This is a genomic window from Streptomyces sp. DT190 (assembly GCF_049846985.1).
Classification (GTDB): domain Bacteria; phylum Actinomycetota; class Actinomycetes; order Streptomycetales; family Streptomycetaceae; genus Streptomyces.
In genome coordinates, this window is record NZ_JBNCNM010000010.1 from 252,629 (window position 1) to 266,735 (window position 14,107).

General features: G+C 71.2%; 11 protein-coding genes. All 11 read left to right on the top strand.

Annotated elements, in window-relative coordinates:
- Positions 1-124: 124 nt before the first annotated feature.
- The 11 genes from uvrC to ACPXCS_RS20080 all read left to right on the top strand — a co-directional run bounded on the left by uvrC (position 125) and on the right by ACPXCS_RS20080 (position 14,052).
- Positions 125-2,278 (top strand): excinuclease ABC subunit UvrC, encoded by a 2,154-nt coding sequence (gene uvrC, locus ACPXCS_RS20030; RefSeq protein ID WP_425945596.1) that lies wholly within the window; start codon positions 125-127, stop codon positions 2,276-2,278.
- On the top strand, positions 2,275-3,234 hold the full coding sequence (gene rapZ, locus ACPXCS_RS20035) for an RNase adapter RapZ (protein ID WP_425945597.1): 960 nt from the start codon (positions 2,275-2,277) through the stop codon (positions 3,232-3,234). The genes uvrC and rapZ overlap by 4 nt, the downstream gene beginning before the upstream one ends.
- Positions 3,231-4,310: a gluconeogenesis factor YvcK family protein gene (locus tag ACPXCS_RS20040; protein ID WP_425945599.1), complete on the top strand. Its 1,080-nt coding sequence runs from the start codon at positions 3,231-3,233 to the stop codon at positions 4,308-4,310. The genes rapZ and ACPXCS_RS20040 overlap by 4 nt, the downstream gene beginning before the upstream one ends.
- Positions 4,301-5,290 carry a DNA-binding protein WhiA gene (whiA, locus tag ACPXCS_RS20045; RefSeq protein ID WP_010039680.1) on the top strand — a complete coding sequence of 330 codons (990 nt, stop codon included), beginning with the start codon at positions 4,301-4,303 and terminating at the stop codon, positions 5,288-5,290. Before ACPXCS_RS20040 ends, whiA begins: the two co-directional genes overlap by 10 nt.
- Before the next feature lie 157 nt (positions 5,291-5,447).
- Positions 5,448-8,402, top strand: coding sequence for a M14 family zinc carboxypeptidase (locus tag ACPXCS_RS20050; RefSeq protein ID WP_425945600.1), 2,955 nt, complete (start codon positions 5,448-5,450; stop codon positions 8,400-8,402).
- Positions 8,403-8,646: 244 nt separating this feature from the next.
- A complete protein-coding gene (gap, locus tag ACPXCS_RS20055) occupies positions 8,647-9,654 on the top strand; it encodes a type I glyceraldehyde-3-phosphate dehydrogenase (RefSeq protein WP_425945601.1) in 1,008 nt (335 codons plus the stop codon).
- 139 nt (positions 9,655-9,793) lie between these two features.
- Complete coding sequence (locus ACPXCS_RS20060; protein ID WP_425945602.1) at positions 9,794-11,005, top strand: phosphoglycerate kinase; 1,212 nt, start codon at positions 9,794-9,796, stop codon at positions 11,003-11,005.
- A gap of 5 nt (positions 11,006-11,010) precedes the next feature.
- Positions 11,011-11,787: a triose-phosphate isomerase gene (gene tpiA / locus ACPXCS_RS20065; RefSeq protein ID WP_425945603.1), complete on the top strand. Its 777-nt coding sequence runs from the start codon at positions 11,011-11,013 to the stop codon at positions 11,785-11,787.
- A gap of 95 nt (positions 11,788-11,882) precedes the next feature.
- The gene (gene secG, locus ACPXCS_RS20070) at positions 11,883-12,119 is read left to right on the top strand and encodes a preprotein translocase subunit SecG (protein ID WP_094052663.1); all 237 of its coding nucleotides are present in this window, start codon (positions 11,883-11,885) and stop codon (positions 12,117-12,119) included.
- A gap of 208 nt (positions 12,120-12,327) precedes the next feature.
- A complete protein-coding gene (locus ACPXCS_RS20075; protein WP_003957010.1) occupies positions 12,328-12,663 on the top strand; it encodes an RNA polymerase-binding protein RbpA in 336 nt (111 codons plus the stop codon).
- Between the two features lie 120 nt (positions 12,664-12,783).
- Positions 12,784-14,052, top strand: coding sequence for an MFS transporter (locus tag ACPXCS_RS20080; protein ID WP_425945604.1), 1,269 nt, complete (start codon positions 12,784-12,786; stop codon positions 14,050-14,052).
- Positions 14,053-14,107: the final 55 nt, after the last annotated feature.

Consider the following 14,107-nt stretch of genomic DNA (forward strand, 5'->3'; position numbering starts at 1 on the left):
TCCCGCTCCCGGCCGCCCGTAACCCCGCGGCGGCACATGCCGTTGAAAATCGCCTCGGGCCGGGACCGTGATCACGTCCTGCCGCCCGCTCGGACTGTCGGTGCCCGCCAGTAGGGTGTGAGACATGGCCGACCCCTCCAGCTACCGCCCCAAACCGGGTGAGATCCCCGACTCGCCGGGGGTCTACAGGTTCCGTGACGAGCACCGCCGGGTGATCTACGTGGGCAAGGCGAAAAGCCTGCGCCAGCGCCTGGCGAACTACTTCCAGGACCTGGCGGGCCTGCACCCGCGCACCCGCTCCATGGTCACCACGGCCGCGTCCGTGGAGTGGACGGTGGTGTCCACGGAGGTCGAGGCGCTCCAGCTGGAGTACTCCTGGATCAAGGAGTACGACCCCCGGTTCAACGTCAAGTACCGCGACGACAAGAGCTACCCGTACCTCGCGGTGACGATGAACGAGGAGTACCCGCGCGTGCAGGTGATGCGCGGTCACAAGAAGAAGGGCGTGCGCTACTTCGGGCCGTACGCGCACGCGTGGGCGATCCGCGACACGGTCGACCTGCTGCTGCGCGTCTTCCCCGTGCGCACGTGCTCCGCGGGCGTGTTCAAGAACGCCGCCCGCACCGGCCGCCCCTGCCTCCTCGGCTACATCGGCAAGTGCTCCGCCCCGTGCGTGGACCGCGTCTCCGCCGAGGAGCACCGCGAACTGGCCGACGAGTTCTGCGACTTCATGACCGGCCGCACGAGCACGTACATCCGCCGCCTGGAGCGGCAGATGGGCGAGGCGGCCGAGGAGATGGAGTACGAACGGGCGGCCCGCCTGCGCGACGACATCGGGGCCCTGAAGAAGGCCATGGAGAAGAACGCGGTCGTGCTCGCCGACGCGACCGACGCCGACCTGATCGCGGTCGCCGAGGACGAGCTGGAGGCGGCCGTCCAGATCTTCCACGTGCGCGGCGGACGCGTCCGGGGCCAGCGCGGCTGGGTCACCGACAAGGTGGAGGAGATCACCACCGGCGCCCTCGTCGAGCACGCCCTGCAGCAGCTGTACGGCGAGGAGACCGGGGACGCCGTCCCCAAGGAGGTCCTCGTCCCCGCCCTGCCCGACCCCGTCGAGCCCGTCCAGGAGTGGCTCGCCGCCCGGCGCGGCTCCGGCGTCTCCCTGCGGATCCCGCAGCGCGGCGACAAGAAGGCGCTCATGGAGACCGTGCAGCGCAACGCCCAGCAGGCGCTCGTGCTGCACAAGACCAAGCGCGCCTCCGACCTCACCACGCGCTCGCGCGCCCTGGAGGAGATCGCCGACGCCCTCGACCTGGACAGCGCCCCGCTGCGCATCGAGTGCTACGACATCTCGCACCTCCAGGGCGACGACGTCGTGGCCTCCATGGTCGTCTTCGAGGACGGGCTCGCCCGCAAGAGCGAGTACCGCCGCTTCCAGATCAAGGGCTTCGCGGGCCAGGACGACGTCCGCTCCATGCACGAGGTGATCACCCGCCGCTTCCGGCGCTACCTCGCCGAGAAGGAGAAGACGGGCGAGTGGACCGACGGCGACGGCCGGGGCGGTGAGGACACCGGGGACGGCGCGGGCACCCTCGCCGGCCCGGACGCCCTCACCGGCACGCAGGCACCGGCCGACCCCGACGTCCTCACCGGCTCGGGCGCCCCGGTCGGCCCGGGCGGCCTGACCGAGGACGACGGGCGTCCCAGGAAGTTCGCCTACCCGCCCCAGCTCGTGGTGGTCGACGGCGGCGCCCCGCAGGTCGCGGCGGCCCGGCGGGCCCTGGACGAGCTGGGCATCGACGACATCGCCGTCTGCGGCCTGGCCAAGCGCCTGGAGGAGGTCTGGCTGCCCGGCGACGACGACCCGGTGATCCTGCCCCGCACCAGCGAGGGCCTCTACATGCTGCAGCGGGTCCGCGACGAGGCCCACCGTTTCGCGATCACCTACCAGCGCGCCAAGCGGTCCAAGCGCTTCCGCTCCAGCCCTCTGGACGACGTCCCCGGCCTCGGCGACACGCGCAAGCAGGCACTCCTGAAGCACTTCGGCTCGCTGAAGCGCCTTCGATCCGCGACCATCGACCAGATCTGCGAGGTCCCCGGGATAGGCCGCAAGACGGCGGAGACGATCGCCGTGGCCCTGGCCCGCTCGGCCCCGGCCGCACCCGCCGTCAACACCGCGACTGGAGAGATCATGGAAGAGGAGCCCGGCACGACGGGCTCCGACGGGGAGCCCGTACGGACGGGCGCCCCGGACGAACGACGGGGGCAGGAGACATGAATGTGAACGAGCACCACGGGCAGCAGGAACAATCCGGAGCAGGAGCACAGGTGAGTACGGGCACGGTGAACGACAAGGCCCCGGTCCCGGACGCGGCCATCCCCGAGCTGGTGATCATCTCCGGCATGTCCGGGGCCGGCCGCTCGACGGCCGCGAAGTGCCTGGAGGACCTCGGCTGGTTCGTCGTGGACAACCTGCCGCCCGCGCTGATCCCCACCATGGTGGAGCTCGGCGCCCGCTCCCAGGGCAACGTGGCCCGCATCGCCGTCGTCGTCGACGTCCGCGGCCGCCGCTTCTTCGACAACCTCCGCGAGTCCCTCGCCGACCTGGAGGCCAAGCACGTCACCCGGCGGATCGTCTTCCTGGAGTCCTCCGACGAGGCCCTGGTGCGCCGCTTCGAGTCGGTGCGCCGCCCGCACCCCCTCCAGGGCGACGGCCGCATCGTCGACGGCATCGACGCCGAGCGCGAGCTGCTGCGCGAGCTGCGCGGCGACGCCGACCTGGTGATCGACACCTCCAGCCTCAACGTCCACGAGCTGCGCGCCAAGATGGACGCCCAGTTCGCCGGCGAGGAGGAGCCGGAGCTGCGGGCCACGGTGATGTCCTTCGGCTACAAGTACGGCCTGCCGGTCGACGCCGACCTCGTCGTCGACTGCCGCTTCCTGCCGAACCCGCACTGGGTCCCGGAGCTGCGCCCCTACACGGGCCTCAACGAGGAGGTCTCGGGCTACGTCTTCAACCAGCCCGGCGCCAAGGAGTTCCTCGACCGCTACACCGAACTGCTCCAGCTCGTCGCCACCGGCTACCGCCGCGAGGGCAAGCGCTACGTGACCATCGCCGTGGGATGCACGGGCGGCAAGCACCGCTCGGTCGCCATGTCGGAGAAGCTCGCCGCCCGGCTCGCCGCCGAGGGCGTGGAGACGGTGGTCGTACACCGGGACATGGGACGCGAATGACACGACGTACTCCGCGGCTGAGCCGGCTGCGCCGGGTGGTGCCCGAGGGCGACACCGGAGGAAAGGGCGGCCGGCCCGCCGAGGCCCGGGGCGGCAGGCCGCGCCGCCGCGGCACCCAGCCCAAGGTCGTCGCCCTCGGCGGCGGCATGGGCCTGTCCGCCTCGCTGGCCGCGCTGCGCCGGATCACCGGCGACCTCACCGCCGTCGTCACCGTCGCCGACGACGGCGGCTCCAGCGGGCGCCTGCGCGACGAGCTGGGCGTGCTGCCGCCCGGCGACCTGCGCAAGGCGCTGGCCGCGCTGTGCGGCGACGACGACTGGGGCCAGACCTGGGCCCGGGTCATCCAGCACCGCTTCCAGTCCAAGGGCGACCTGCACGAGCACGCGGTCGGCAACCTGCTCATCGTCGCCCTGTGGGAGCAGCTCGGCGACCACGTCCAGGCCCTCGACCTGGTCGGGCGGCTGCTGGGCGCCCAGGGCCGCGTGCTGCCCATGTCCGCCGTGCCGCTGGAGCTCCAGGCCCTGGTCAGGGGCCACGACCCGGAGCGCCCGGACGAGGTCGACACCGTGCGCGGCCAGGCCACCGTCGCCCTCACCCCGGGCGAGGTGCAGTCGGTGCACCTGGTGCCGTGCGACCCGCCCGCCGTGCCCGAGGCGGTCGCTGCCGTCCTGGACGCGGACTGGGTGGTGCTCGGCCCCGGCTCCTGGTTCTCCTCGGTCATCCCGCACCTGCTCGTGCCCGAGCTGCTGGACGCGCTCACGCAGACCAAGGCCCGCCGGGTACTCTCGCTGAACCTCGCCCCGCAGCCCGGAGAAACCGAGGGCTTCTCCCCGCAGCGTCATTTGGAGGTTTTGGGACGACACGCCCCTAAACTCGCCCTGGACGTGGTGCTGGCCGACGAGGCCGCCGTGCCCGACCGGGACTCCCTTACCGATGCCGCCAAACGGTTCGGGGCCGCGGTCGAGCTGGCGCCGGTTGCCCGGCCCGACGGGACCCCGAGGCACGACCCGGAGCTGTTGGCCGCCGCGTACGACCGTATTTTTCGGATGCATGGAAGGATCGGCCCATGGCGATGACGGCAGCGGTGAAGGACGAGATCTCCCGGCTCCCCGTCACCCGGACCTGCTGCAGGAAGGCGGAGGTCTCCGCCATTCTGCGGTTCGCCGGCGGCCTCCACCTGGTGAGCGGTCGGATCGTGATCGAGGCGGAGCTGGACACCGCGATGGCGGCCCGCCGCCTCAAGCGGGACATTCTGGAGATCTTCGGCCACAGCTCCGAGCTGATCGTGATGGCTCCGGGCGGTCTGCGCCGGGGCTCGCGCTACGTGGTGCGGGTGGTCGCGGGCGGCGACCAGCTGGCCCGCCAGACCGGCCTGGTCGACGGGCGGGGCCGCCCGATCCGTGGCCTGCCCCCGCAGGTGGTCTCGGGGGCCACCTGCGACGCCGAGGCCGCCTGGCGCGGTGCGTTCCTGGCGCACGGCTCGCTCACCGAGCCCGGCCGCTCCTCCTCCCTGGAGGTGACGTGCCCGGGCCCCGAGGCCGCGCTCGCCCTGGTCGGCGCGGCCCGCAGGCTGTCGATCGCCGCGAAGGCCCGCGAGGTGCGCGGGGTGGACCGGGTCGTCGTCCGTGACGGTGACGCGATCGGCGCGCTGCTGACGCGCCTGGGCGCCCACGAGTCGGTGCTGGCCTGGGAGGAGCGCCGGATGCGCCGCGAGGTGCGCGCCACGGCGAACAGACTGGCCAACTTCGACGACGCCAACCTGCGCCGCTCGGCCCGCGCGGCCGTCGCCGCGGGAGCCCGGGTGCAGCGCGCCCTGGAGATCCTCGGCGAGGACGTGCCCGAGCACCTCGCCGCGGCCGGCCGGCTGCGCATGGAGCACAAGCAGGCCTCCCTGGAGGAACTGGGCGCGCTCGCCGACCCGCCGCTGACCAAGGACGCGGTCGCCGGACGGATCCGCCGCCTGCTGGCCATGGCCGACAAGCGCGCCTCCGACCTCGGCATCCCGGGCACGGAGGCCAATCTCAGCGAGGAGCTCGCCGACAACCTCGTCGGCTGATCCGGATCCCACGGAGCGTCAAAGAGCCGGTGCCGGCCGCCACTTGGGTGGCAGGCATCGGCTTCCGCGTGTCGTTGGGGCACCCTTGACTCGATCATGGACTGTCATGAGCCTGGCATCTGTTCGCTGCTGTGGCGGACCCACGCTAGGGGGGTTCATGAGACGAAGAGCGAGATCGATCCTCGCTGTCGGCGCGCTCCTGATCGGCGGAGCGAGCATCGCACCCATCGCCCAGGCACAGCCGGGGAGTTCGGTCCCGTCCGACCCGGACGAAGTCAAGGTCTTCCGCGCCGACGTCACCCGCAAGCAGGTACCCCTGCTGCTGGCGGCCGGCCAGGACGGCCACGAGCTCAGTGAACGGGTGCCCGAGAAGGGCACCGCCACCGTCGAGGTCTATCTGACCGCCCGTCAGGCCAAAGACCTGCGGAAGCAGGGCGTCGACCTCGCCGAGCACACCCTCTCCACCCGCGCGGACGCCCGTGTCGAAGCGGCCGCCGAGGGCGTGTTCCGTCCCTACAGCGGGCAGGGCGGTCTGAAGGAGGAGATCCTGCGGACGGCGCAGGAGCACCCCGGCCTCACCAAGGTCGTCTCCATCGGCAAGACCGTGAAGGGCCAGGACATCCTCGCCCTGAAGCTCACCAAGGGCGCGAAGAAGACGAAGGACGGCTCCAGGCCCGCCGTCCTCTACATGTCCAACCAGCACGCGCGCGAGTGGATCACGCCGGAGATGACCCGGCGCCTGATGCACCACTACCTGGACAGCTACCGGAAGGACCGGCGCGTCAAGAAGATCGTCGACTCCACCGAGCTGTGGTTCCTGATCTCGGCCAACCCCGACGGCTACGACTTCACCCACGCCGCCGACGCCAACCGCATGTGGCGCAAGAACCTCCGGGACGTCAACGGCGACGGCACCGTCACCACCGGCGACGGCGTCGACCTCAACCGCAACTTCGCCTACAAGTGGGGCTACGACAACGAGGGCTCGTCCCCCAACCCCACCAGCGAGACCTACCGCGGCGCCGGCCCGAACTCCGAGCCGGAGACCAAGGCCCTGGACGCCTTCCAGAAGCGGATCGGCTTCACGTACGGCATCAACTACCACTCCGCCGCCGAACTGATCCTCTACGGGGTCGGCTGGCAGGTGGCCACGAACACTCCGGACGACGTGCTGTACAAGGCACTCGCCGGCACGCCCGAGAACCCCGCGGTCCCGGGCTACCACCCGCAGGTCTCCTCCGAGCTGTACACCACCAACGGCGAGGCCGACGGCCACGCGGCGAACGTCAACGGGCTGGCGATGTTCACCCCGGAGATGTCGACCTGCCAGACCGTCTCCAACCTGGACCCGGACGACGAGTGGAAGGCCTCCGACTGCCGTTCGGTCTTCACCTTCCCGGACGACGAGAAGCTGATCCAGCAGGAGTTCGCCAAGAACGTCCCGTTCGCGCTCTCCGTCGCCGAGTCCGCCGCCCACCCCGACCGGCCGAAGTCGTCGGTGGGGCTGAGCGCCGCCGACTTCACCCCGGCCGCCTTCCCGACCTCGTACGCGCGCGGCGCCGACCAGGAGGTCTCCGTGGTCGCGCGGAAGTCGCTGCGCGACAAGGAACTGAGGTACCGCGTCAACGGCGGCCGCACCCACGACATGGCGCTCAAGCCCTGGAAGGGCGGTGAGACCTACGGCGGCGAGGACAACCTCTACTTCGACGAGTACCGGGCGAAGGTCAAGGACGGCGAACCCGGCGACGAGGTCGAGGTGTGGTTCACCGCGGAGACGAGGAACGGCAGGAAGGTCTCCAGCGAGCGCTTCACCTACACCGTCGCCGAACGCCCCCGGGCGAACACCCTCGTCGTCGCCGAGGAGGGCGCGACCGCCGCACAGGCGCAGACGTACGTGGACGCGCTCAAGGCCAACGGCCGCAAGGCGGTCGTCTGGGACGTCGCCCAGCGGGGCGCGCCGGACGCGCTGGGCGTGCTGAGCCACTTCGACACCGTCGTCCACTACACGGGCGCGAGCGTCCCCGGCAACGCCACCCAGCTGCAGCTGCGGGCCTTCCTCAACGAGGGCGGCCGGCTGATCGAGGCGGGCGAGCAGGCCGGCGGCAGCGTGGACCTCGGCGGCGGGGCCCTGTCGGACGACTTCAGCCAGTACTACCTGGGCGCCTACAGCCGGACCTCGGCCGGCGGGGCCACCGGCTTCACCGGCGCGGGTGAGCTGCGCGGCTTCACCGGCCCGCTCGCCGCGGCCCCCGGCAACCCGCTGGACAAGGCGGGCCGGTACAGCGTCACCTCCGACGAACTGCCCGCCGAGGAGTTCCCGCGGTTCGCGAGCGAGGGCGCCGGCCAGTTCGCCGGGGCCGTCAACCCCTACGGCCCGTTCGCGGGCTCCTCGATGGCCGCGGCCGTCCACACCGACGACGGCTACAAGCGCCTCATGCGCACCGTGGACCTCACCGGTGTCACGGCGGCCGACCAGCCCACCCTGCGCACCCAACTGATGTGGGACACCGAGCCCGGCTACGACAACGTCCTGATCGAGGCCCACACCGCCGGTGCCGACGACTGGACGACCCTGCCCGAGAAGGGCGGCGCGACCAAGGCGACCGTGCCGACGGAGTGCGAGGGCGGCTTCTACGTCCGCGAGCACCCCTGGCTGAAGCACTACCTGACCCAGTCCGACGACGGCTGCACGGCCACCGGCAGCACCGGCGCGTGGCACAGCCTCACCGGTAGCTCCGGCGGCTGGGAGCAGGTGGAATTCGACCTGAGCGCCTACGCGGGCCGGACGGTCGAGGTCGCGATCAGCTACGTCACCGACCCGGGCACCGGCGGCCACGGCGTCCTGGCCGACGACGCCTCCCTGGTCGTCGGCGGCACGGCGAAGGAGACCGAGGGCTTCGAGACCTCGCTCGGCGCCTGGCAGGCCGCCGGACCGCCCGCGGGCAGCCCGGCGGTCACCAAGGACTGGACCCGCACCGGGGCGCTGTTCCAGACCTACGGCGCCGTCACCACCGACGACACCGTGCTGCTGGGCTTCGGCCTGGAGCACGTGGCCACGGCCGCCGACCGGGCGGCCCTGATGAGAAAGGCACTCGCCTCCCTGGACGTGTGACCTCGCGCGACGGGGGAACCCCGCGGTCGACGGGCACCACTCCGAGACGCCGCATCGGGTGACCCCGGCTCCGGGGCCGGGCGGTCCGTACCCCTACTGGCCGGTACGGACCGCCCTGCCGTGTATGGGGCATCTGGATGTCACCACCGGGGCCGCAGGGAGGTAGGGTCGGAGGCGGTCGGGGACATCCCAAACAGAGCTCGCCGGCTCTTCATGGCCGGCGTACCAACGAGGAGATCGGTTCGTGACGATCCGCGTAGGCATCAACGGCTTCGGCCGCATCGGTCGTAACTACTTCCGCGCGCTGCTGGAGCAGGGTGCAGACATCGAGATCGTGGCTGTCAACGACCTGGGTGACACCGCGACCACCGCTCACCTGCTGAAGTACGACACCATCCTCGGCCGCCTCAAGCAGGAGGTCTCGCACACCGAGGACACCATCACCGTCGGCGGCAAGACCATCAAGGTCCTCGCCGAGCGCAACCCGGCCGACATCCCGTGGGGCGAGCTGGGCGTCGACATCGTCATCGAGTCGACCGGCATCTTCACCAAGAAGGCGGACGCCGAGAAGCACATCGCGGGCGGCGCCAAGAAGGTCCTCATCTCGGCTCCGGCCAAGGACGAGGACGTCACCATCGTGATGGGCGTCAACCAGGACACGTACGACCCGGCGAACCACCACATCATCTCCAACGCCTCCTGCACCACCAACTGCGTGGCGCCGATGGCCAAGGTCCTCGACGAGAACTTCGGCATCGTCAAGGGCCTGATGACGACGGTGCACGCGTACACGAACGACCAGCGCATCCTGGACTTCCCGCACAAGGACCTGCGCCGCGCGCGTGCCGCCGCCGAGAACATCATCCCGACCACGACGGGTGCCGCCAAGGCCACCGCGCTGGTCCTGCCGCAGCTGAAGGGCAAGCTGGACGGCATGGCCATGCGCGTCCCGGTCCCCACCGGGTCGGTCACCGACCTGGTGCTGGAGCTGGGCCGCGAGGTCACCAAGGAAGAGGTCAACGCCGCCTTCCAGAAGGCGGCCGAGGGCGAGCTGAAGGGCATCCTCGAGTACACGGAGGACCCGATCGTCTCGTCCGACATCGTCAACGCCCCGGCCTCCTGCACCTTCGACTCCTCCCTGACCATGGTCCAGGAGGGCAAGAACGTGAAGGTCATCGGCTGGTACGACAACGAGTGGGGCTACTCCAACCGCCTCGTCGACCTCACGGTCTTCGTCGGCAACCAGCTCTGATCGAATAGAGCAGGCCTCCATGTGAGGGCAGGGCTCGGGCAGCGCGTGACCGCGCCGTCCGAGCCCTGACTCACGTACAGAACCGACCTGTTCGATCACGAGCGCTTCCGAGCGATCACGAGCACTTGCAGGAGTCCCCATGAAGACGATCGACGAACTCCTCTCCGAAGGAGTGGCGGGCAAGCGGGTCTTCGTCCGCGCCGACCTGAACGTGCCGCTGGACGGCACGACCATCACCGACGACGGCCGCATCCGCGCCGTGCTGCCCACCGTCAAGGCCCTCGCCGAGGCGGGCGCCCGCGTGGTCGTCGCCTCGCACCTGGGCCGCCCCAAGGGCGCCCCGGACCCCGCGTTCTCCCTCGCGCCCGCCGCCGCCCGTCTCGGGGAGCTCCTCGGCGCCGACGTGGCGTTCGCGACCGACACCGTCGGCGAGTCCGCCCGGGCCACCGTCGCCGGCCTCGACGACGGCCGGGTCGCCGTCGTCGAGAACCTCCGCTTCAACGCCGGCGAGACCAGCAAGGACGACGCCGAGCGCGCCGCCTTCGCCGACGAGCTCGCCGCCCTCGCCGACATCTACGTCGGTGACGGCTTCGGCGCGGTGCACCGCAAGCACGCCTCGGTCTTCGACCTCCCGGCCCGCCTGCCGCACTACGCCGGTCACCTCATCGCCACCGAGGTCGGCGTCCTGAAGAAGCTCACCGACGACGTCAAGCGGCCCTACGCCGTCGTCCTGGGCGGCGCCAAGGTCTCCGACAAGCTCGCCGTCATCGACCAGCTGCTCGGCAAGGCCGACCGGCTGCTCGTCGGCGGCGGCATGGTCTTCACCTTCCTCAAGGCCAAGGGCTACGAGATCGGCTCGTCCCTGGTCCAGGAGGACCAGCTCGCGGCCGTCCAGGAGTACATCGCGCGCGCCGAGAAGAACGGCGTCGAGCTGGTGCTGCCCGTGGACGTCGTGGTCGCGCCGGAGTTCCCGGACCTCAAGACCAAGGCCCCGGCCCAGGGCTCCACCGTCGCCGCGGACGCCATGCCGACCGGCCAGATGGGCCTGGACATCGGCCCCGAGTCCCGCACGCTGTACGCCTCGAAGATCGCCGACGCCGCCACCGTCTTCTGGAACGGCCCCATGGGCGTCTTCGAGCACCCCGATTTCGCCGAGGGCACCAAGGCGGTCGCCCAGGCCCTCCTCGACTCCCAGGCCTTCACGGTGGTCGGCGGGGGCGACTCCGCCGCCGCCGTCCGCATCCTGGGCTTCGACGAGAACGCATTCGGCCACATCTCGACCGGTGGCGGCGCCTCCCTCGAATACCTCGAGGGCAAGACGCTCCCCGGCCTCGCCGCACTGGAGGACTGACCTACATGAGCACGCGCACGCCGCTGATGGCGGGCAACTGGAAGATGAACCTCAACCACCTCGAGGCCATCGCCCACGTCCAGAAGCTCGCCTTCGCCCTCGCGGACAAGGACTACGAGGCCGTCGAGGTCGCCGTCCTGCCGCCCTTCACCGACCTGCGCTCCGTGCAGACCCTGGTCGACGGCGACAAGCTCAAGATCAAGTACGGTGCCCAGGACATCTCGGCGCACGACGGCGGTGCCTTCACCGGCGAGATCTCCGGCCCCATGCTCGCCAAGCTGAAGTGCACGTACGTCGCCATCGGGCACAGCGAGCGCCGCCAGTACCACGGCGAGACCGACGAGCTGGTGAACGCCAAGGTCAAGGCCGCCTACAAGCACGGCCTGACCCCGATCCTGTGCGTCGGCGAGGAACTGGAGGTCCGCGAGGCGGGCAACCACGTCCCGCACACCCTCGCCCAGGTCGAGGGCGGTCTGAAGGACCTCCCCGCCGAGCAGGCCGAGACCGTCGTGATCGCCTACGAGCCCGTCTGGGCCATCGGCACGGGCAAGGTCTGCGGCGCCGAGGACGCCCAGGAGGTCTGCGCCGCCATCCGCGGCAGGATCGCCGAGCTGTACACGCAGGAGCTGGCCGACAAGGTCCGCATCCAGTACGGCGGCTCCGTGAAGTCGGGCAACGTCGCCGAGATCATGGCGCAGGCCGACATCGACGGCGCCCTGGTCGGCGGCGCCTCGCTGGACGCCGACGAGTTCGTCAAGATCGTGCGCTTCCGCGACCAGTGAGTATGCGCTAGCGGCGATCCGTCGTACCCTTGCGGGGTCCAGCTCTGTGCTGGGCCCCGCGTCGTCCATCCGAATCCGAGGAAGTTGGTCCAGCCGTGGTTTTGGGGTTCTCGATCGCCCTGATCGTCTTCAGCCTGCTGCTGATGCTGCTGGTGCTGATGCACAAGGGGAAGGGCGGCGGCCTCTCCGACATGTTCGGCGGCGGCATGCAGTCCTCCGTCGGTGGCTCCTCGGTCGCCGAGCGCAACCTCGACCGGATCACCGTCGTGATCGGTCTGCTGTGGTTCGCGTGCATCGTGGTGCTCGGCATCCTGATGAAGGTGAACAACTGACCGAGCCGCAATCCGCACGGAACCCGTACGTAAGGCCCCATGTTCGGTACGCGCAGCTGAGCGCGGCCTATCATGGGGCTTGCGTCTAGGTGTGAGGGTTGTAACTCCAATCACTGGACGCGCGTTGGGCCTTACGTAGACTGAGGCGCTCGCAGCGAAGCGGAACGCCGACTCGCTTCGCGGCACCATCACGCAGGGAGTTACGACCGTGGCAAGTGGCAACGCGATCCGGGGAAGCCGGGTCGGGGCGGGGCCGATGGGCGAGGCCGAGCGCGGCGAGTCCGCGCCGCGGCTGCGCATCTCCTTCTGGTGCTCCAACGGACACGAAACCCAGCCGAGCTTCGCCAGCGACGCCCAGGTGCCCGACACCTGGGACTGTCCTCGCTGCGGCTTCCCGGCCGGCCAGGACCGGGACAACCCGCCGGACCCGCCGCGCACTGAGCCCTACAAGACGCACCTGGCGTACGTGCGGGAGCGGCGCAGCGACGCGGACGGCGAGGCGATCCTCGCCGAGGCGCTCGCCAAACTGCGGGGCGAGATCTAGGAGTCGGAACCGGCCGGGCACCAGCGGGTGCCCGGCCGGAGCTGCATCCCCCTTCCGCCGCCGACCGGTTGTCAGTGGTGCCCTCTACGGTTTGTGCATCGGGCGAACTGAGGGGGAGCGGTGGCGACGACCGAGGTGCGGGGCGTGCGCGCGCCCGCGTGGCGCGGGGGCTTCGGACGGCTGTTGAGCGCCGCCGTGCTGTCCAGCTTCGGCGACGCGCTGCGCACGGCCGCGCTCCCTCTGCTCGCCGTCACGCTGACCGACGAGCCGCTGCTCGTCGCCTCCGTCACGGCCTGCGGCTATCTGCCCTGGCTCGTCTTCGGCCTGCTCGGCGGGGCCGTCGCCGACCGCGTCGACCAACGCCGCGCCATGTGGCTGGTGGACGCCGTGCGCGGGCTGCTGGTCGCCGCCTTCGCGGTGGCCGTCGCGCTCGGCCACGCGTCGATCGGCCTGCTCATCGCGCTGGCCTTCGCCCTCACCACGCTCCAGACCCTCTTCGACAACGCGGCCACGGCGCTGCTGCCCGCCCTCGTCGACCGGGAGGCACTGGGCAGTGCCAACGCCAGGCTGCTGACCGGCCAGCGCATCGCGGGCGGGCTGCTCGGCGGTCCGGCCGTGCCGCTGCTGCTGATGGCCGGGGCGGCCGTGCCCTTCGCCGCCGACGCCGTGACGTTCCTGGTGGCGGCCGCCCTGATCGCCTCCCTGCCGGCCACCGCGACCGAGCGGAAGCCGAGACCGGCGGGCAGCACGCTGCGCCGCGAGATCGCCGAAGGGCTGCGCACGCTGGCCCGCGACAAGGCCCTGCGTGGCCTGTGCGCCGCCACCGCCCTGTGCAACGTCGGCATGGGCGCTCTCGTCGCGACCCTCGTGGTCCTGGTGACCGGCTGGCTCGACGCCGGGAACGCGGGCTACGCGGCGGCGATGACCGCCTTCACGGTCGGCAGCCTGGCCGGGGGAGTGGCGGGCGGCCGGCTCGTCACCCGCTTCGGACGGATGCGCATGGTGCTCGCCGCGGGCACCGTGCAGACCGGGGCGCTCCTCGTCATGGGATCGGTGCGCAGTCTCCTCGCCCTGACGGCCGCCCTGGCCGTGTTCGGGTTCATGGGCATGGTGTGGAACGTCAACACCACGACGCTGATGCAGCAGCGCAGCCCCACCGGGATGCTGGGCCGCGTGAGTTCCGCCTACCGGACGCTCGCGGTCGCGGGCGCGCCCCTGGGCGCACTGCTCGGCGGGGCCGTGGCCACCGCCTGGGGCGGGAACACCCCGGCCCTGCTCGCGGCCGCCTTCTTCGTCCTGTCCGTCATCGCGCTGATACCCGGGCGCCGCCCGGACGTACCTGTTGTTGTGCCGCAGGACGGTACGACGACAGGCCACGGCAACCGCTGATCAATTAGGTTGGGACCGGCAGCGGGGCAGGTACGCAGCAGCACAGGCAGGACAG

Coding starts and splice junctions, on each gene's coding strand:
- tpiA (WP_425945603.1), top strand. CDS start 11,011: ATGAGCACGCGCACGCCGCTGATGGCGGGCAACTGGAAGATGAACCTC.
- whiA (WP_010039680.1), top strand. CDS start 4,301: ATGGCGATGACGGCAGCGGTGAAGGACGAGATCTCCCGGCTCCCCGTC.
- ACPXCS_RS20050 (WP_425945600.1), top strand. CDS start 5,448: ATGAGACGAAGAGCGAGATCGATCCTCGCTGTCGGCGCGCTCCTGATC.
- ACPXCS_RS20040 (WP_425945599.1), top strand. CDS start 3,231: ATGACACGACGTACTCCGCGGCTGAGCCGGCTGCGCCGGGTGGTGCCC.
- uvrC (WP_425945596.1), top strand. CDS start 125: ATGGCCGACCCCTCCAGCTACCGCCCCAAACCGGGTGAGATCCCCGAC.
- rapZ (WP_425945597.1), top strand. CDS start 2,275: ATGAATGTGAACGAGCACCACGGGCAGCAGGAACAATCCGGAGCAGGA.
- ACPXCS_RS20060 (WP_425945602.1), top strand. CDS start 9,794: ATGAAGACGATCGACGAACTCCTCTCCGAAGGAGTGGCGGGCAAGCGG.